Origin of the sequence: Lysinibacillus sp. FSL K6-0232 (genome assembly GCF_038008325.1) — a bacterium.
Taxonomy (GTDB): Bacteria; Bacillota; Bacilli; order Bacillales_A; family Planococcaceae; genus Lysinibacillus.
In genome coordinates, this window is record NZ_JBBOYW010000001.1 from 2,136,034 (window position 1) to 2,155,478 (window position 19,445).

The 19,445-nt window shown below is 37.6% G+C and carries 14 protein-coding genes and 2 pseudogenes; 7 read left to right on the forward strand and 9 right to left on the reverse strand.

Features of this window, described 5'->3' with window-relative positions:
* Window positions 1-217: 217 nt before the first annotated feature.
* Window positions 218-1,432: pseudogene (istA, locus tag MHB42_RS10425) on the forward strand (IS21 family transposase).
* An 8-nt stretch (window positions 1,433-1,440) separates the two neighbouring features.
* Window positions 1,441-2,193, forward strand: a complete 753-nt coding sequence (gene istB / locus MHB42_RS10430) for an IS21-like element helper ATPase IstB (protein WP_340808575.1) — start codon at window positions 1,441-1,443, stop codon at window positions 2,191-2,193.
* 201 nt (window positions 2,194-2,394) lie between these two features.
* Here istB and MHB42_RS10435 read toward each other — a convergent pair whose 3' ends face one another.
* The 3 genes from MHB42_RS10435 to MHB42_RS10445 form a co-directional block, all read right to left on the reverse strand.
* Complete coding sequence (locus MHB42_RS10435) at window positions 2,395-2,817, reverse strand: EAL domain-containing protein (RefSeq protein WP_340806001.1); 423 nt, start codon at window positions 2,815-2,817, stop codon at window positions 2,395-2,397.
* A protein-coding gene (locus MHB42_RS10440) for an IS630 family transposase (protein ID WP_340808510.1) occupies window positions 2,802-3,865 on the reverse strand; the annotation gives its coding sequence in 2 pieces (ribosomal slippage) (window positions 2,802-3,341 and window positions 3,344-3,865; 1,062 coding nt in all). Before MHB42_RS10440 ends, MHB42_RS10435 begins: the two co-directional genes overlap by 16 nt.
* Window positions 3,866-3,930: 65 nt before the next feature.
* Entirely contained in the window at window positions 3,931-5,229 is a 1,299-nt protein-coding gene (locus tag MHB42_RS10445) for an EAL domain-containing protein (RefSeq protein ID WP_340806003.1), read from the reverse strand.
* Between the two features lie 659 nt (window positions 5,230-5,888).
* Between MHB42_RS10445 and MHB42_RS10450 the strand changes: the two genes are divergently transcribed.
* Window positions 5,889-6,119 carry a hypothetical protein gene (locus MHB42_RS10450; RefSeq protein ID WP_340806004.1) on the forward strand — a complete coding sequence of 77 codons (231 nt, stop codon included), beginning with the start codon at window positions 5,889-5,891 and terminating at the stop codon, window positions 6,117-6,119.
* 135 nt (window positions 6,120-6,254) lie between these two features.
* Here the strand turns inward: MHB42_RS10450 and MHB42_RS10455 are convergent, their stop codons facing one another.
* From MHB42_RS10455 to MHB42_RS10475, 5 genes are all read right to left on the reverse strand, one after another.
* Window positions 6,255-7,460, reverse strand: a complete 1,206-nt coding sequence (locus MHB42_RS10455) for an EAL-associated domain-containing protein (protein WP_340806005.1) — start codon at window positions 7,458-7,460, stop codon at window positions 6,255-6,257.
* Window positions 7,461-7,745: 285 nt separating this feature from the next.
* Window positions 7,746-8,849, reverse strand: a complete 1,104-nt coding sequence (locus tag MHB42_RS10460) for a hypothetical protein (RefSeq protein WP_340806006.1) — start codon at window positions 8,847-8,849, stop codon at window positions 7,746-7,748.
* 14 nt (window positions 8,850-8,863) lie between these two features.
* Entirely contained in the window at window positions 8,864-10,186 is a 1,323-nt protein-coding gene (locus MHB42_RS10465) for an SPFH domain-containing protein (protein ID WP_340806008.1), read from the reverse strand.
* 153 nt (window positions 10,187-10,339) lie between these two features.
* Window positions 10,340-10,714: a DUF423 domain-containing protein gene (locus tag MHB42_RS10470; RefSeq protein ID WP_340806010.1), complete on the reverse strand. Its 375-nt coding sequence runs from the start codon at window positions 10,712-10,714 to the stop codon at window positions 10,340-10,342.
* A gap of 11 nt (window positions 10,715-10,725) precedes the next feature.
* Entirely contained in the window at window positions 10,726-11,151 is a 426-nt protein-coding gene (locus tag MHB42_RS10475; protein ID WP_340806012.1) for an acyl-CoA thioesterase, read from the reverse strand.
* A 357-nt stretch (window positions 11,152-11,508) separates the two neighbouring features.
* Between MHB42_RS10475 and MHB42_RS10480 the strand changes: the two genes are divergently transcribed.
* From MHB42_RS10480 to MHB42_RS10495, 4 genes and pseudogenes are all read left to right on the forward strand, one after another.
* Window positions 11,509-12,675, forward strand: coding sequence for a Ger(x)C family spore germination protein (locus MHB42_RS10480; RefSeq protein ID WP_340806014.1), 1,167 nt, complete (start codon window positions 11,509-11,511; stop codon window positions 12,673-12,675).
* A gap of 282 nt (window positions 12,676-12,957) precedes the next feature.
* Window positions 12,958-13,041 (forward strand): annotated as a pseudogene (locus MHB42_RS10485) (ketopantoate reductase C-terminal domain-containing protein); the annotation flags it as partial.
* 406 nt (window positions 13,042-13,447) lie between these two features.
* Window positions 13,448-13,855 carry a hypothetical protein gene (locus MHB42_RS10490; protein WP_402893198.1) on the forward strand — a complete coding sequence of 136 codons (408 nt, stop codon included), beginning with the start codon at window positions 13,448-13,450 and terminating at the stop codon, window positions 13,853-13,855.
* An 85-nt stretch (window positions 13,856-13,940) separates the two neighbouring features.
* Window positions 13,941-18,803: a DUF4132 domain-containing protein gene (locus MHB42_RS10495; protein ID WP_340806016.1), complete on the forward strand. Its 4,863-nt coding sequence runs from the start codon at window positions 13,941-13,943 to the stop codon at window positions 18,801-18,803.
* Window positions 18,804-18,984: 181 nt separating this feature from the next.
* Here the strand turns inward: MHB42_RS10495 and MHB42_RS10500 are convergent, their stop codons facing one another.
* A complete protein-coding gene (locus MHB42_RS10500; RefSeq protein ID WP_340806017.1) occupies window positions 18,985-19,128 on the reverse strand; it encodes a hypothetical protein in 144 nt (47 codons plus the stop codon).
* Between the last annotated feature and the right edge of the window lie 317 nt (window positions 19,129-19,445).

Consider the following 19,445-nt stretch of genomic DNA (forward strand, 5'->3'; position numbering starts at 1 on the left):
TAAAAAAATAGAGCTGTTACCAATAATCTACGAAAAGACTATTGGCACAGCTTATAAATGCTAATTTAAATATGTACATTCCTGCTTGAATAAATATGTACAAAATTAATACTTCCTTTCATACTGATACTGAGGTGATAGTATGAATATTCAACTAGGAATAGAGACAGAATTTACAATCAACAGTCTTTCAGACTTAGCAAACTTTAAACAAGTAATGAAGCAATTAAAAATGAAAATTAATAAAAGTAAATTAGCAAGGGACATGGGTGTAGATCGACGAACAATCGATAAGTATTTGAATGGCTTTGTTCCAAAAACAAAACGAAATAAACCTTCTAAAATTGATAAGTATTATTCGATTATTGCAAGTCTTTTGTCGGAAGATTCAAAGCAAGTATTTTATTATCGACGTAATCTTTGGCAATATTTAAAAGATAATCATGGTCTAGAATGTGGGCAATCGACATTCCGTACTTAGATTGCAAATACACCAGAATTTCAAGCCTATTTTGAGAAGGATGAGTGTGTCTCTTCTTTTAATAACAACAGTGGAATTCGATTTGAAACACGTATGGGGAAACAAGCACAGCTGGATTGGAAAGAAAGTATTCTTTATGAAACCAGTGATGGAGAACAAGTTGAGATTAATGTAGCAGTATTAGTACTTGGACACTCCCGTATGCGATTCTTTTATATGAGTATTTCAAAATCACAGGCTGTTTTATTCTCTTTCTTAACGGAGACGTTTGAGAAGATGGGTGGTGTACCAGAAGAACTCGTCACCGATAATATGAAAACTGTGATGGATGATGCAAGAACAGAACATTTTGCAGGGAAAGTGAATGCGAAATTTGCACAATTTGCGAAGGATTTTGGATTTAAAGTGAGACCGTGTATAGCAGGACGTCCAAGAACAAAGGGGAAAGTGGAAACAACTATGAAATTACTCGATGAAATCCATGCCTATCAGGGGAAGTTTAATATAGCCGAATTACATGCTTATATTGAAAAACTATGTAATCGGATTAATCATGAAATTCATCAAGGAACAAATAAAATTCCAATTTTAGAATTCCAAAAAGAAAAGAATCACTTACTCCAGCTACCAACTGAACGAGTAAGAGATTCCTACCGAATCAAGCATAGACTTGTAAAAGTTAATGCTTCAAACATGATTTCCTACAAATCCAATCAATACTCAGTTCCACCAGGGTATCAAGGGAGAAAAGTAGGTTTACAAGTATATGATGATCAACTATGGATTTATTATAACATGGAACTAATCGCACAACATAAAATTAGTGAAGCAAAATTGAATTATCAAGAGGCACATTACCGGGAAATCATCACAAAAGCGTTGCCCGAATACCCCGATATAAACGATTTAGCAAAACGTAATTTAACAGCGATTGGAGAAATGTACAAATGAATTCAATTATGAGCACAAACTATCAGCAGCTCCAACAAAACTTGGAGTATTTAAAATTAAAGCAAATGGGCCTCCATTTGAATGAAGTTATTGACTTCAGTATAAAGAATGAACTTTCATTTATTGATACGCTTATTAAACTAACAAACTACGAAATTGATGTCCGTGAGCAAAATATGATTCATGCGATGGTGAAAGTAGCTGCATTCCCACACTTAAAGGAAATGAAGGATTTTGATTTTGAATTCCAACCAAGCATTAATCAGCAACAATTACTTGATTTTCAAAGTCTTCGTTTTATTGAAGCAAACGAAAATATCGTATTTCTAGGTCCAAGTGGTGTCGGCAAGACCCATTTGGCCACTGCAATAGGCATTACGGCAGCAAAAAAACGCACAAGTACCTATTTTATTAAGTGCCATGACTTAATTCAGAACCTGAAGAGAGCACGATTAGAAAACCGCTTAGAGAGCCGTTTAAAGCATTATACGAAATATAAATTATTAATCATTGACGAGATTGGATATTTACCAATTGATCCAGAGGATGCAAAACTATTCTTCCAGTTGATTGATGCCCGTTATGAATATCGCAGCACGATTTTTACAACAAACGTGAATTTCAAATCATGGGATGAAATTTTCCCTGAACCGAAGTTAGCAAATGCGATTCTAGATAGGATTTTACATCACGCTAGTGTAGTCACAATCGTGGGTGATTCATATCGATTAAAGCAACATTTAGCCCCAGAAAATGAGTGATTTTGTACATCCTTAAACGAGCAAAAATGTACATATTGGTGTTGACATTTATACAGCTCTCATATTTTCGAAGGTAGGCAGCTACCTCCATCAATTACGTCGGGACTTTTATTTTGGTTCAGTGGGCGTTTGGACACCCTGTGAACAGAGGTAAAAAAGCATTTATCCTCTTCCTACAAAAGAGGAGGTCTTCTGCTATTATCATTTTTCGTAGTAATTAACTGGCTGAGGCCTTCCTAATAAATAACCTTGAAAAACATCGCAGCCTTGTGCTGTCAAGTATTGCAATTGTTGTTCATCCTCAATTCCTTCTGCAATAATACTAAAGCCTAACTCATGTGCTAAATGAATCATACTATTAACAATTGCCTTGCTTTTAACAGAAGTCATACAGGTAGCAATAAATGTTTGATCAATTTTCATACCATGAATAGGTAAATCCTTTAAATATTTGAAATTAGAAAAACCTGTACCATAATCATCAATCTCTACTTCCATACCACTATCATATAATTTTTGAATAATAGGAATGACATTTTCCACTGAAAATGCTGAAATTCCTTCAGTGATTTCAATTTTAATACAACTATATATACGGTGAAAGAAAATTAGAGTTTCAAGCACAGCCTATTCACCGTATTTTCAGGTGTTTGATTAATCATTTGGATAAAGCCTTGGACAGCACGTTGAATCTTTCCGACATTTGAGTAAAAGACATTGTGGATCACCGTTGTCTTCATCCATTTCCACAGTCCTTCGATTAAATTTAAATTGGGACTGTACGGCGGAAGGAACAGAAATTCAAAGAAATCTTGATACTTTTCTAAAAATGGTTGAATCAATTTCGCATGGTGTATGCGCGCATTGTCTAATACCATCACGATGCGTTCATTCGGATAACGAGCGATGACTTTTTCTAAAAAACTTAGGAATTCAACAGCGGTATATTGTTCTTCTTGCACGCAAAATACATCGCCCGTTTCGTAATCCAATGTACCAATTAGCTTAACCCCTTGATGTCGGCCATATGTTGGAATGATTTTTTGTTGACCTTTAAGAAACCACGTGTTGGAAATCGCTTGGTAATCACGGATCATTGACTCGTCTTCAAATAAAATACGATCAATTTGACCATGAATTAGTTTTTTTTCGCCTGTTCAAATTTTTCAAGGAAAACTGCTTGTTTGAGGGGGTCTGCTTTTTCCAATGTATACGTTGGTTTCGTATAACTTAAACCAAGACGGTACAATAAATCACGTGTCCCACGTACAGAAAAAGACACACCAAATGTTCGCTCAATCCAATCGCGAAGAAGAGGCGCTGTCCAGTTCATTTCAACGGGAAAACCAGCATCTTTAGGCGTTTGGTTGACAATTGTCGCGACGACTCGTGCTTCTTGTTCAGCCGTTAAATGACGCTTTCGACCAGGTTGTTTTTTACGTCCAAGTCCAGCGATCCCTTTTTCACAATAAGCTTTGCGATAATTGAACAGCGTCGCTAAAGAAAGACCTGTATAGTCGACAATTTTTTCATACGATTCGCCGGAAAGTAACATATAAATCACTTGGTAGCGAACGAACATTTTATGATTGTTTTCTTCTTTCATGACAAGCTTTAATTCTTCTAAAGCAGCAGGAATTTGTTCTTCAGGAATTAGGACAATTTTACGCATCATTTTTCTCCGTTTCATATCTATTAAGAATAGTATACAGGAAAACGAAGAAAAAGAGTGTAAGTCTAAAAGTTAATCACCTTATATATAGATTGAATATTATATTTTTCACATAATTGCAATAAGCGTGAAACAAGCTGTTCATCAAAAAATTGTCTGATGGATAAATTAAAGGCAATTTTAATTTGTTTTGACATAACATTTTGTAATCTTAGGAAATCTTGCAGCATTTGCTCAAACAACAAATAACTAAGTGGAATAATTAAACCTGTTCGTTCTGCTAATGGGATAAATTTGGCTGGGGAAATAAAACCATGTGTTTCATCATACCAGCGAGCAAGTGATTCAAAGCCTATGATTTCATGATGTGCATTCCATTGGGGTTGATAGTGCATAGTAAATGCTTTTGTTTGTATCGCTCTAAATAATTTATTTTTCAATGCCAAATTTTCATCTATATCCTCCAACATGGTATGCTTGAAAAAAGCATATGTGTTTTTACCTTTTTTCTTTGCATAATCAATCGCTGTACTAATGTAATACACTAAATCTTGATAGCTTGTCGTATCTTCTGGATAGCGCACTCCTCCAATACAAAACGTCATATAATGCTCACTATCTAAATAATGAATAGGTGTATCGCACAGCTTTCTAAGTGTATGAATAAATGACTTTATCTGCTCCTTTGACATTGGGCATAGCAGGATAAATTCGTCACCATATGCTCGTGTTAAGAGTACATGATGGTGTTGACTAATAGCCTTTAAGCGCTCACTAATTTTTTTCAATATTTGATTGGCATGTTCCATCCCTATACTTTCATTCAAGCTTTTAAAATCATCAATATTAATTTTCAATAAATAAAATGGCTCATTGGCTGCTATTTTTTTCGTTACGATGCTTTCTAAATAAATACTGTTCGGTAAACCTGTAATCGAATCATGTACAAGCTGCTCTTCCAGCTTAAATGCTAACATTTTTTTCTCTGTAATATCAGAGCGAATCGCTATGTATTGCTCCACTTCGCCTAATTCGTTTTTGGAGGGCACAATTGTTGTATCCACCCAATAAACTGTTCCATCCTTTGCCTGATTACAAATTTCCCCTCGCCAGGTCGTCCCTTGTGAAATGACCTCCCACATATTTTTAAAGAAGGAAGCGTCATGGTAACCAGAATTAATAATGCGATGTGTTTTACCGAGTAGTTCGTCCTTTGAATATTTTGATATATCACAAAAATTTTGGTTTGCATATAAAATACATCCCTTTGTATCTGTAACCGCTAAGATGGTCGTTGCATCCAATGCTTCATATACATTTACTATTTTTTTAAGCTCCTGCATCAGTTCCATTTTTTCACTCAATTCTATTTTTTATAAATGTAAACAACAGAAATCACTAACAAAATATCTAAAATTCAACATAGTTATCTTTACCAGTAGATTATTCTACCAAAAAATCCGAAATATTAAATCCTAAAAAATACATATACCCCATTACATTATAATAGTCCTTTCATATGTGTTTTTTTGAATATTATTACAATTTCAAACAAAATATTTTTCATCATAGGCACTTAGTTAAATAAATATCTGACTATTTTTTAGTAGCTATGATTTCACGTAGTTTTTTGCGACATTTTTTACAATTATAAACAAAACTTTCGCAAGCAATGTGCAATAAGATAGGAGATTATTAGATAAGGACAAAGGTGAGGAGTTGGGACTAAATATAGCATTATGTCATTATTCATACAGCATTCATATGATCCATAGCAGCTAGAGCCTCTAGAACGTAGGCTTTTCGATATAAGTGGATTTTAGCTGAAAACGTTTATTTTTAATTTAGGATAAATGCCTATTCACTTAGGACTGAACATCATATATTGGTAATGTACCCTACTCGCTTTCCATCTTTGCTCATACTTCAGCAAGAAACACATCCCCATTTTATTTGGTCACTTATTAAACAATAGGTGACCTTTTTCGCTCGGTGACAAATTAGCCGATTTTAGGAGGATAGCATGTTGAACAATCAAGAGGAAACTAAGTCCGTCAGCCAAGCCGCGAAGCTTGCTGTTATCGCAGGTGCTATTACAACACTTGGCGATGCACTAGCCACCGTTGCAGCAGGTCTTGCCTTAGAAGATGAATTAAAGGAAAATGAGCGTAGTCAGCAAAATATTGACAAGCTCCAAAAACAAATTGATGAATTACACTATGAGGTCAAGCAGCTAAAGAGAATGCTCCGTTAACATTATTTCTCAGGCAATGAAGTGAATAGCCCATAAAAAAACTAGGCTCTCCCCTTTTATGGAGAACCTAGTTTTTTGTTACTATGCGTGTTCATTTCTAGCATACCATAACATCCTCAACAATTTCTGAACAAACTATCTAAAAATACCATGCTCATACAAATATTCATAGGAAAGGTCTACAAATAAATATTCATGCTCGTTAATGGCGATGGAGAATGTTCTTGTAATTTCGCCTGTTTCAATATCACGATATAATTCAGAGATTTCGCCGCTTTGATCGTTACGCATTTTAATAATGGTTTGCAAGAAATAAGGTCGCCAGCTCCAATTTTTATTAATAGCTTGTGGCTGGAGTTCCCACTTGCCGTTGATGCGCATGATATTAGGTGTTAGCTGGAAGCCGTCCTCATTGCAAATATAAAGACGGAAGGAATAGCTATCCAATAGTTCAGCGAGATGCTCTAATTGTGAAAGATTATCGCTTGTAGGCTTCACACGATGAACAATTACCTCCAGCTCCTCTCGTAATTGCTTCAATTGAAAGTATTGTGCCTCCAGCATTTTCTTTTCAGAGGTAATAAATTGCTGGCACTCTTTTTTAAAGCGTTCCTTTAACATCTCTTTATCAACAAAGGATGTAGCTGGATTCGCTAGATAAGGCCCTTGGTAGAAGCGTCCTCCATTTTTCCAAGCAAACTGTAGCTGATATACTGTTTCAATATCCTCAAATAATAAATTTGCCCCAATTTTATAAGCAAGGCTGCCGATTGCCGAGATCATATCCGCTTGAGCCGACCAAGAATCATAATTGAAATCGCGTGTATTCACCTTTAAAATATGCGGAGCCAATAAAGCAATGTGCTCTAAATGACTTTCTGCGCCCACTTCTTGAATAGCAATTTTCACACCAAAAGTTGTAAAATAACGTAGTGCATGGTGTAGCTGATGAATATCTCCTAAAAAACGATGCTCGGATACAACTAACACAACACGGTGTAAATCTTCTTCCTTTATATATTGCTGAATAATATTAAAATGACTTTCGCCAAAATCTTGCATTAATAGGTTTGGATTGCTTGGAATATATATCGCAATATCTGATGCAATGTCATCAATATTGGCTAATGCAGCATGTAAAATTTTATGCTCCATATCTATTCGATATTCTTCTGGAATATCTTCATTATTTAAAAAATCCTTTAGGTTAATTTGTTGCCCTTCAATTTGCAAATGCCCGGAAATTTCGTAGGCAATCACCGTATGCGCATCTGCGCTAAATATCGGCTGATAGTACCCATGTATTTGATCTAAATTTGTTAACACTTCAATTGCGTCCATATCATCGAAACCTCCATTATGAATAACATTCTTCTTAGTTATTCAAAAATACATATCGTAAAAAGCTCTTTGACTGTATCATAAGTCGTTTAGCATAAAATCGCAACTTCACCGACTGTCATTTATGGAAAATTTGTTTAAACTCTTTATCGCACCTTGTTACTTTATGTTTGAATAAGAAGGTCTATGCATATTTTCTTTATCACTATAATTTATGCACCATATCTGCTCTATAGCCATGATAAAAAGCAGCATCCCAGAAAGAGTTTGGAATACTGCTTTTTATTATTCAGCTATAAAGAAGAACCAAATACATCCGATAACGAGCAATGATAACAGCACCGCAATTGTGACACGAAGCGGTGAAATTGGTGCATCTCCACCTACACGACCTGTTTGCCCGTTAACCATAAAACGATAAATTTTTTCCTTATAACGAAATGATGATAGCCAAATCGGTAACATTAAATATTTATATGTAATATCATCATGATTGGTGGAAAAGCGTAAATTTGATACTACATCTGCATTGTGCTTCCAACGAATTTTAGCAGTGATTTGGGCATGAAGATGATCATGAATTTCACGCTTCGCTTGGTTCCAGCCATCCTGCAAGCCAACGCTGTAGCGCTCTGCTAAAAATCCAGCAACATATTCTGGCTTATAGGCTTTGTTATTTAATAGATTAAATGGTTCAATTTTTCGCATCATATTACGATCATAACGAGTTGTCGCACTGACTAAATGATCATCAATAAATTCCTGATAAAAGCCGCTTGTTGAATACCAATCTGTTTCTGTATGGGTTTTTCCATCTTTATCGGTTACTGTACGATGTCGCCCATATCTTGCGGAATATCTAGAGCTTGTTTTTGAATCAAAGGTCCAATATGGAAGGTATACACCTTTAAATGCCTCTGGTTTAGCACTGATTTTAGCAGCTTTTGGTGTAAACCACTTCCCTTTAATCCATCGGTGAAAATGTTCTCCTGCCTGCTTATCCGTAATTTCAAAGGCACAGACACCGTTTGGCGCTAGCGTGTTTTCAGCACTTGCTTCCATCACTTGATGAGAGCCACAATAAGGACAGCTATCAGCTACCTGCAATGCATCATAGATTGTTTCGGCTGCACAGGCTTTACAAATAACCGTTTTTTTCGCTGATCCCCAATTGAAGTTTCCACGCTCCTCTGCCCTCGCAAAGTCCATTTCCCGGGCAACTTTCTCCTCCTCCTGCTCTGGCATAGCAATTTCAGACTCAAAGCCACAGTATGGACAGGTTAGCTTGCCTGTTGCAGGATTAAACTCAATCGATGCACTACATGACGGACATTCCGCGTCAAAATCAAGCTTAGCTTGCGTGACATTTTCAACTTCTTGCGTTGACATGTGCCATCCTCCCCTTATTTCACATCATTTTCATCAAAAACATCGCCGCATTCAGGACAGAATTTTGGTGGATTTGTTGGGTCCTCTGGTGCCCAGCCACATTTATCACATGCATATAGTAAAGCTCCTGCTGGTTTTTTTGTACCACATTCACTACAGAACTTGCCTTTGTTCATCGCTCCACAAGTACACATCCAACCCTCTTCAGCTGGCTTTGGTGTGCCACAGTTTGAACAAAATTTGCCGCTGTTTTCGTGACCACAGGCACATTTCCATGTATTCGTTGCTTTTGCTGTTTGCTCTTGCATAGCAGCCTGTGCCTGCTTATTTTGCTCACTCATTTGATAAAGCTGTCCAGTATTTACACCACCTGCTTGTGCAGCCATATTCATGCCCATAAAGCTAGTCATCGCACCGCCCTCATTATTAGCGGCTGCAATCATTGCCTCTGCCTGTGCGCCTGTTAAATGAGCGGCAGCCATTCCCGGATCACGCATCACCGCATTGCGCTGTAGTTGCTTAATCATCGCCTCATCTTCTTCAGAAGCCTTTAATGTACTAATGCCAAATGATACAACAGCTAAGCCACGTGTTGCCAACCATTTTTCTGATAATACCTTATTAAGCGCATCTGCTAACGCAACCGTATGAGCTGGAATTTCACTATAACGAACACCGCTTGCTGAAATATGCGCGAAAGCTGGCTGTAACGCTGTCATTAACTCTGATTTTAGTTGGCTATCAATGGCATCTCGTGTAAATTCACGCTCCACGTTGCCACAAACATTTGTATAAAATAGTAGTGGATCAATCATTTTATAAGAATACTCACCATGACAACGAATCGCAATATCAATATCTAAGCCAATATTGTGGTCAATTACACGGAAAGGAATCGGCGCTGGTGTGCCGTATTTATTGCCTACAATTTCTTTTTTATTAAAATAATACACACGTTGATCTTTTGGGGCTTCTCCTCCAAATGTAAAGCGCTTGCCGATCTGCTTAAAGGTTTCCTTAATGCTATCAGACAAATCTGAGCCATACATCACGGATGGCTCTGTTGATGTATCATAAACATACTCACCAGCCTCTGAGGAAAATTCCACAACCTTCCCCTGCTCCACAATCATCATACATTGTCCTTCATTAATCGCAATAATGGAGCCATTGCTAATAATATTATCATTGCCTTTATTTGATCCGCGCTTCGATGTACGTTTAATGCCCTTCGTTACAAGAACATCTGCTGATAATGCCTCACAATAAAAATATTCACGCCACTGATCCTCTAAAACACCTGCTAAAGCACCTATGCCTGCTTTTAATAAACCCATATTCATTTCCCACCTTTATATTGATGTTACAGTTTATTTTATCATCTCTGTTTAGTATGTAATACGCAATACCCGCTATTTTGTTTCATTTTCCACTAAAAAACGAGAAGTTCTAGTAAAAGAACAATCTCGTTTCACCATATATTGTCGATTTTAAGCAAATGGAGCAATCACTACAAGCACCCACGCTATAATAAATAATAGACCACCAATTGGCGTAATGGCTCCAAGCTTTTTAACGCCTGTTACTGCTAGCACATAAAGGCTACCAGAGAAGAAAATAATGCCGACAAGCATACAATAGACTGCCCAAGTTAATAGACTGCTGCTTCCTAAAAGCGTATCACTTGATACGATTCCAACTGCAATTATCCCCAACGCATGGTACATCTGATATTGCACAGCCGTTTCCCAAATCGCAGCATAATGAGGGGACGCAAATTTATCTTTTAAGGCATGTGCCCCGAAAGCACCTAACACAACACCAAGACCAGCCAAAACAGCACCCAACGCTAAAAATAGTTCCATTTGCAAATCTCCTATTTCGCCTCAATGGCGATTTCTTTATATTTAGCATCCCAAGCAGGATCGATTTTACTTAAAGATACAGGACGCAACGTATCCTTATGCGCCAAAATATGTACAGACTGAGCAGTAGCCGCCACTGTACCATCTTCATGTAAAATTTCATAGCCATACGTTGTACGTAAACGGTCATGCTTTTGTACCCATGTACATACTGTTGCCACCTGTCCATAATGCATGGCAGCCTTATAAGAAATTGTTAAATCCATCACTGGCGATACATAGCCATCTCTTTCTAATGCCGCATACTCAAAGCCTGCATCACTAACAAGCTGTGTACGACCAATTTCCATCCAGACGATATAATTTGCATGATACACGACACCCATCTGGTCTGTCTCAGCATAACGAATTTCAATTTGTTTTTCACTTACAAACATATTCTTCACCTCGTCCTACATTATAGCGCAAAACTGTTGATTGGGTGGGGTTTTTGTTTGAGAGGAAAGCATTTGGAAAATATCGGTTTATGTTCTGCTATTCTAGTTAGATCCTTCAAAAACTATTTCATCAAAGTAAGAGCTAAAACGTGATTATATTTATAAGGCATATATACAGCATGTCCTCTGGATTAATAATAATATTAGCGGAAAAAGTAAATAGATATAATGATCAACAGTAAATCAACTAGAACTAGCACACTTTTTGTTTTAAGTAGCACCTTAGGAAAATGAATGGCTTACTTATATTTTGTCTACACTATTAAATAATGAATGACTTATAAAAGTAGGGACAGCATGACTAGAAAAAACGTATTACTATATGTATGTATGTTAATAACAGCACCGTTGATTGCAGGATGTTGGGATATTATGGAACCACAAAGAATGTACTATATTAATGCTATTGGGGTCGATTATGAGGATAATCAATACAAGGTCTATCTACAAATTATTAATTTTGCTGATGTAGCGAAATCCGAACAGCCAAGCACAGGCGCGATGCCCTCTGAAATTGGCTCTGCTGAAGGAAGAACCATTGAGGAAGCGATTTATAAATTATACCGTTCCGTGGATCAAGAAATTTTTTGGGGGCATCTGCGATTTCTTCTATTGTCTGAACGAGTTATGGAGCATGAACATAGCCTTTCTGTTATTGATACATTTATTCGTGTTCGTGAAACAAGGTATCAAATTTGGGTCTATTGTACAAAAGACCCAATTAAAGATGTTCTGCTTGTTACACCAATTTTACAAAGCTCTCTAACCTCTTCAAAATTAAGTAACCCTATTGGTACAACCGAACAAGAATCCTTTATAGAGCCTAAAAGCTTGCGAAATTTAGTGATTGGTTTAAATGAACCAAGCCATGAGGTTAGTATTCCTTATGTATCTTTGACGAGCAGCTGGGAAAATGTAGATGAACCAGTACAGGAAACAACATTTGCAGGTGTTGGAATTTTGTCAAAAGATGGCTTTAAAGGTTTTATTCAAAATACAGCAGCTAGAGGAAATCAATGGATGTTTGATAAAACAAGCCGTGGTGAAATTACCTTTAAGCTCCATGAACAGCAGCATGATTATCTGACTGTTGACTTAGATAAATTAAAGGTAAAGGTCAAACCCATTGTTCGAAGTAATGAATCTGTAACATTTAATATTGATCTCCATGTACAAGCTACGTTGAATGGCTTTAAAGAAAGCGTCAATTCCGATGAAATCAGAGCCCATATTCAAGAAACTGTAAAAAAGGAAATCATCGAAACCTATGAAGAAGGCTTAAAATTAGATGTGGATATTTATCGTTTCTCTGAGTACCTTTATCGTGCGAACCTTAAAACTTGGAAGACACTAGAAAAGGATGGGAAAATTCCATTAACCAAGGATTCCATCGGAAAAATAACGATCCATGTTACGAAAATAAATCCTGGCAGAAAAACCTATGAAGAAACAATTGAAAAATAAGCAGACAAAACAAAAAACCAGATGCTCCTCGTTCATAAGCATCTGGCTTTATTGTGAAAGTGAATCTTACTAACTAACTTAGTTTTGATTCGCTTTAATACTACGATAAGTTGAGTGGCTTAACAAGTTAAAATATTTTCCAAAGCTACCTATCAGCCTTTAAAGTAGGCTTTAGTTGTTTGACAATAAATAATAATTTGAAAGAATCTTTTACCTATAATAAGCCCGCAAAAAGATAGTAAAGCATAATTGAACAATTTCTGCCCCACCGCTCTTGATCAGCTAAAGGCTAGCATGCTACAAGACCTTGCAAAGAAACGTAAAACAGAAATTGATTATATTAATAGTACCATTTCGCAGCTTAGCGCAAAAATAACCGCTATCAAATAAATAGCCTCAACCACAAAAAGACCAGTAGCTCCAAAAATGAGCTCTGGCCTTTTTGCGAAAAGTGAATCTTACTAAGCTTTGCTTTAGCTTTTGTATTCTACTACTGAGTTAGACGGCTGATGTTTCAATAAGTTACACCTTTTTTTAAAAATTTTTTATTCTTTTTTCCTGCCCCTTTTCCCCTATCCTCCCAATAGGATATATTCCCATTTACTAGTTAAATAGCTATAGCCTAACATATAGGAGCAATGCATGATTGCGAACTAATGTTCCTTTTCTTACAATAAATAGATAGAAAGAATAATGTTAATGGTGTGACTTTTTCGATTTACGGGAAATGTTTTATAGCATAACGATTTATTGTTCAAAGGAAGTGGTTATATTGCGAATTTATGCGAAGGTGAAATCAATTGGCAAGCGCAAGCCTGTATTAGCATTACAGCCCTTTGATATAGATCCTGTGAAAACATTGCGTGAACTGATTACGCAAATTGTCCAACAAAATGTTCAAGCATTTAATGAAGAACAGCCATTTACACGCTATTTATTGGAGGAAGATATTGAAACCGCTTATCAGCAGGGCAAGGTTGGCTTTCAGCATCGCTATAATGATGCTGAGCAATCCGAGTCAGCAGCGATTGCTGAAGCGTTATTAGCATTTGAGGATGGCATTTATAAAGTGCTGCATGGCGAGCTAGAGCTGACATCATTGGATGAGCCCCTCCCTATCAATGAAGAAGATATTTTTACATTTATTAAATTAACGATGCTGTCAGGACGTTTATGGTAAGTTTATGAAAGGACAGCTATGACAGACACTAGAGCAAAAAATGAGCAATACTATCAAAATGTTTACGACAAAGGAGGAGCGCCCAATGAAAGAGCAATTGCTGCAACTTTTACAGACAATGGAGCAAAAGGCACAAAAAGAGGGCTATAAGTACAAAGATTTAGAAGCATTTGAAGCGATGCTAAAAGAGCATAAACTTACTACAGTGGAGCAATTATTTGATGCAGGGCTTTTCGAAGCTTTAACAGTGCTTTATGATAAAAATTTTGCTGAGGAGCTAAAAATTTATTGTACGAAGCAGACAACACATTCCTTCCAAAGAGGCATATACCGCCGCTCCGCGCATGGTCAAGCGCTTGACCAGCATGCAGCTGCTATATTAGCCATTATCGCAGCTGGTGCATTCAATAAAAATATAAATGTCATAGATGTCATACGTCATTATCCTGCAAACAATTCAAGAGGATTTATCAATTTTTATGTGGATGAAAAAGATAACCCTATTGCCTCCTATAGCTTTGTGGAGGCAAAATTTGCCCATTTATTAGCAGTGAATGATGCAGAAGCGGTGCAATATGTACACGAAGCAATTTTTGGTGAAAATAATGTAGCCACTTTAACCCATCAGCTTATTCGCAGCATCATTCGTAGCGATAATATAAAAATAGTGGAATGGCTTGGACAGCTATTAATTGCTGCACAACGTCAGGAAGGCACACGTCAAGCGATTTTAGAAAATGCAGATAGAGGTACGCCTCAGGTGCTAATTTATTTTATAAAAATCATTAAAGAACATGATTTATTGCGCTTCTCCTCTGTACAGCGTGCCGTGGAAACATGGATTGGGCTGCAATATACAGTAGACGATAAAAAAATTGTCCAAAAGCTGCTTGATAGTGCTTATGATGTCCTCGCAAACGGTGCTGCTATTAAGCCGCTCATAGAATCAGAGGATGCTATTCATAACTATGCGGCTCTTTGGGCAATTGCTACGCTCAATGTGGAAAATATTATACCTGCATTAAACCAGCTATTACAAGGTAAAAAGCATCAAATATTATCAGCACTCTACTTTGCCCATGCAACGAATTTAGAGTTATATTTACGCTTTCAAATTTTAGATGTAATTATGGAGCACGATGATTTCGATATTTTAACGATTGCAATGCAAGATGTTTTCCCTATTTATATGCATTCAAAATATCCGTTTTATAGAAGACAGATACATGCTGATTATTTTAAGCATTACCCAAAAGCGATGATGCCACGCCTTGAGCAAATCGCTGAGCTGATGAACAAGCAAGACTATACATTGCAAGGCAAGCCATTTCCATGGGTGCATTACACGCTAACAAAAGAATATATAATCAATGGTACAATGCTGCTAGCTGTTGCATGGCACGACCATGACTATATCATGAAATTATATAACAATCGTCAAGCATTAACACCAGCCCAGCGTGAAAACTTGCTTGGCTTTGTCGTAGAAAAATTAAAAATGCCTATTGCTGATGCATTTTTAATTGAGTGCTTACAAGAACGTGGCACTCGTGATTTAGCTTTAGAGCTGTTGAAAAAGAGAGCAGAGCCGTTGGATGATGCGCAACTGGAAGCCGTTGAGCAGCTCTTTTATTTAAAATCAGGCGCAACAAAGCAGGCTCTTGTCACAATACTTGTTGCACAGCCACCAACAAAAATCATTGAAAGTGCTCAACGTTTAGTGCAAACTACCAAACAGGATTTACGCTTAGGCGGCTTAGAGTTATTAGTAGAGCTCAAAAAAGCCAAGCATTTAAGCATGCAAGAAATTTCTACAATTGCCAGCAGCATTGCGAAGCCTACTGTCAAAGAACAGGAATTAATTCAGGCTTTAGTGGAAGATACAAGCAAAAAAACACTTGCTGGTGGCTATGGTATTTTTAATCCTGATTACACAAAGGATACCATTCCCCCGTTGAAGGTCATTGTTGCACAGGCTGCACAAACACTGACATCCTTTGATAGCAATAAGCTAAAGGCAAAATTACAACGTTTATCAGACCTATTGGAAGAACATGCAGCCTATGAATATCAGGCTCGTGCATGGGATGACCGTCCTTATGATGCCATTCTTGGCAGTCATTTTAGACCACTATATGGTACGAAGGGTGAGCATATCAAAGATTATCCTTTAGCAGAGGTTTGGCTACAGTGGAAGGAAGATGTGCAATTGACTGACCTTGACTGCCTAACCATTATCCTGTTTACAAAGCGCGGTTACTCTGGCAAGGAGCCTTGGGATAAAGGGTTAACGGACGAGGCGAAGGAAACACTTTCAAAATGGATAAATTTTGAAAATATTAATGATTTGAATTATTGGATTAATGCATTGGCACATGGTAGCAAGGTTTGCGATATTATTGATGCACTTTACACTACCGAATACGACCATACAGCGTCTTTCAACTATGTCTATAGTGCGCTTGTTGAGCTATTTCAAGAGCTAGCAGCTACAAAATGGTTTGAGCGCATTAATATTGCATCTGACTGGACAGCCTATCATTATGAATCCTACACACTATATCAAAAATGGATGCGAATTTGTGAGCGCTACCTTGACACAGATCAGCAATTTACACAGCTATTTTCACTTTATGCAGCTATTACGACATTGCATGAGCAACAAAATCGAGCACGTGGCGAGGGCCCTACTTTCTTACCTATTGTATATGCAACAGATCACATGATTGCATGTGCACATCATTTAGGGCTTGTTCCCATTGATGCTTGTTATTTAAAAGTGTTTAATCCACATACAGAACGTTATCATTTTGCAGATTTATTTCATACCAAGCAGCGCGACCAGCTCATTGCTAGCTATCCATTTTTAGCAGAAGTATATGAAAAATCCATAAATCGCATAATTGATATTGAATTAAGCCGTGGTGATATGCGGACAGAAGTTAGTCATTTTGCCAATCATGCTGTGAATCCGATTAGTGGTGTCAATTATTTTGCACGTATTTTGCATACATTAAAGGGCTTAACATTGGTACGCGGTTATTCATGGGCTGGCGATTATACAAAGCGTGAAGTATTTTCAAGTATGCTAGAGCATTGTCAGCCAGCCCCTGAGGATACGGTAGATGATTTAGCAGCAGCCTTAAAGCCATATGCACTAACAGAGGAAGAGCTATTAAATGCTATCATGTATACACCTGCTTATATTACGCTTGTTAGTGAATATTTAGGCTGGCAAGGGCTTGAAAGTGCGGCATGGTATTTCCGTGCACATACAACAAATACATTAAGCGATGAAAGCATGAGTCAGATTCAGCTCTATACAAATATTACTGCAAATGAATTCCGCGATGGCGCTTTTGCGAAGGAGTGGCTACTGGAATGCTATCATGCACTTGGTAAAAAGCGCTTTGACAAGCTGTATCAAAGTGCCAAATATGCTTCTGAGGGTGCAACACATCGCCGTGCCCAAATGTTTGCAGATGCTGCGCTTGGTCATTTAAAGCTTAAACCTTTAATGGAGGAGGTTGCTGATAAGCGCAATAAAGATAAGCTACGCTGTATTGGGCTTATCCCGCTGAACAAACGCAACCCATTAAAGGATGCATACGAACGCTATCAATTTATTCAAGCATTTTTACAGGAAAGTAAGCAATTTGGCGCACAGCGTCGAGAAAGTGAAGGTCTAGCCTGCCGTATTGCGATTGATAATTTAGCACGCAATCTTGGTGATGATGTGACACGCTTTGTTTGGCGCATGGAAATTTTTGAGCTTGATGCAATTCAGCAATATTTTAAGCCAATTGAAGTGGATGATATTACTGTGCATTTACAGGCGGATGAGAAAGGCATTGTAGACTTTGTTGTAGCAAAGGCAGAGAAACGCTTAAAATCCATTCCAGCTCGTTTAAAAAAGAATGCCATTGTACAGGAAATCACAGCTATACGTAAGCAATTGCGTGACCAGCAAAGCAGATCGCGTAAAGCATTTGAGGAGGCAATGGAAAAAGGAACAATCTTTACCTTTGGAGAAGTGAAAAGCTTGCTTGCCCACCCTGTTTTAGCACCAATGCTGGAGAAGCTATACGTAATTAGCGATACAACAATTGGCTTAATGAAAAATATAGAGCTTGCAGATGATGCAGAGATACGCATTGCCCACCCGTATGATTTATATGCATCCAAGAGATGGGCGGACATTCAGCATGAAATATTTACTGAACAAATCGTGCAGCCCTTTAAGCAAGTATTCCGTGAATTATATGTTGTCAATCCTGATGAGCAAGATAAAAATGTTTCATCACGTTATGCAGGGCATCAAATTCAACCGCAAAAAACGCTGGCTTTATTAAAGACACGCGGCTGGTTAGCAAGCTATGATGAGGGCTTACGAAAAATTTATTATGACCAAGATATTGTTGTGACAATGTATGCGATGGCAGATTGGTTTTCACCCGCTGATATTGAAGCACCAACGATTGAATATGTTGCCTTTTATCATCGCCGTACAGGTAAGCCGATCCCTCTACAGGATGTACCGCCACTTATTTTCTCTGAAGCTATGCGGGATGTAGATTTAGTTGTAAGTGTGGCACATGTTGGTGGTGTAGACCCAGAGGCAAGCTTCTCTACCATTGAAACACGTGCAGCCATTGTGCGTGAGCTGACACAAATGTTAAAGCTATCACAGGTAACAGTGGAAAAGCAGTATGTTTTAATCGAAGGTTCCCTTGCTCGTTACAATATTCATTTAGGAAGTGGCACTGTGCATAAAGTGGGTGGTGCTACGATGCCAATTTTAGCGATTCAATCACAGCATCGCGGACGTATTTTCTTACCATTTGCTGATGAGGACCCACGCACAGCAGAAATTATGTCCAAAATTGTGATGCTTAGTGAGGACAGCAAAATTAAAGACCCTTCTATTTTGCAGCTGATTGCACAATAACAGAAATAATTTAATTTTCTTACTATTCCCCAGGCAATTAACTATTGCAGCATATCAATATTGTATACAATAATAGTGTAAAGCTAATTAGCCTTACACCTCCTAGATTTGTTACTAGGGTCGCTGTTTCTAACGGCGACCTCTTTATGTCGGCGCTACCTGCTTAAGCTTAAAAGTGGTGTCAATAATGAATTTTTAAAACGGCTAAAGTATATTGTTCAATCCAGTCAATCTTAATTGATTTTCGTTCAAGCATAATCCCTTCCTCCTCAGAAATTGGATAATAGCTTGTTGTTTGCCAGTCTTTTGGAAATCGTATATCCATGATAATTCACCCACTAGGAGCAAGATGACGATACATACAAGTTAAAGCAACAGAATCGGTACTAGCTCTCTTTCCTCACACTGTTTGCGACAAGACATCAGCATATCTGGAACATGGTAGATTCCCTCTATATCAAAGCCTTTTTCCAGCAAAGGAATATTGAACCGACCCCTGCCTCTAAAATCTTCCCTTTAACCCCCCGTAATCGCTCTAAATAATATTCGATATCCCCAACAATCAAGTATCCTGGTGGCTTTGTTATATTAAAGCCCCGTGCATATTGGTCCATAATTACTATATATAGCGTTCCTCCTTTT

Bases quoted from the DNA above. Each gene is read 5' to 3' on its own strand.
- MHB42_RS10450 (WP_340806004.1), top strand. From the start codon at position 5,889: ATGTTGAACAATCAAGAGGAAACTAAGTCCGTCAGCCAAGCCGCGAAG.
- MHB42_RS10495 (WP_340806016.1), top strand. From the start codon at position 13,941: ATGAAAGAGCAATTGCTGCAACTTTTACAGACAATGGAGCAAAAGGCA.
- MHB42_RS10460 (WP_340806006.1), bottom strand. From the start codon at position 8,849: ATGTCAACGCAAGAAGTTGAAAATGTCACGCAAGCTAAGCTTGATTTT.
- MHB42_RS10455 (WP_340806005.1), bottom strand. From the start codon at position 7,460: ATGGACGCAATTGAAGTGTTAACAAATTTAGATCAAATACATGGGTAC.
- MHB42_RS10480 (WP_340806014.1), top strand. From the start codon at position 11,509: ATGACTAGAAAAAACGTATTACTATATGTATGTATGTTAATAACAGCA.
- istB (WP_340808575.1), top strand. From the start codon at position 1,441: ATGAGCACAAACTATCAGCAGCTCCAACAAAACTTGGAGTATTTAAAA.
- MHB42_RS10500 (WP_340806017.1), bottom strand. From the start codon at position 19,128: ATGGATATACGATTTCCAAAAGACTGGCAAACAACAAGCTATTATCCA.
- MHB42_RS10475 (WP_340806012.1), bottom strand. From the start codon at position 11,151: ATGTTTGTAAGTGAAAAACAAATTGAAATTCGTTATGCTGAGACAGAC.
- MHB42_RS10470 (WP_340806010.1), bottom strand. From the start codon at position 10,714: ATGGAACTATTTTTAGCGTTGGGTGCTGTTTTGGCTGGTCTTGGTGTT.
- MHB42_RS10465 (WP_340806008.1), bottom strand. From the start codon at position 10,186: ATGGGTTTATTAAAAGCAGGCATAGGTGCTTTAGCAGGTGTTTTAGAG.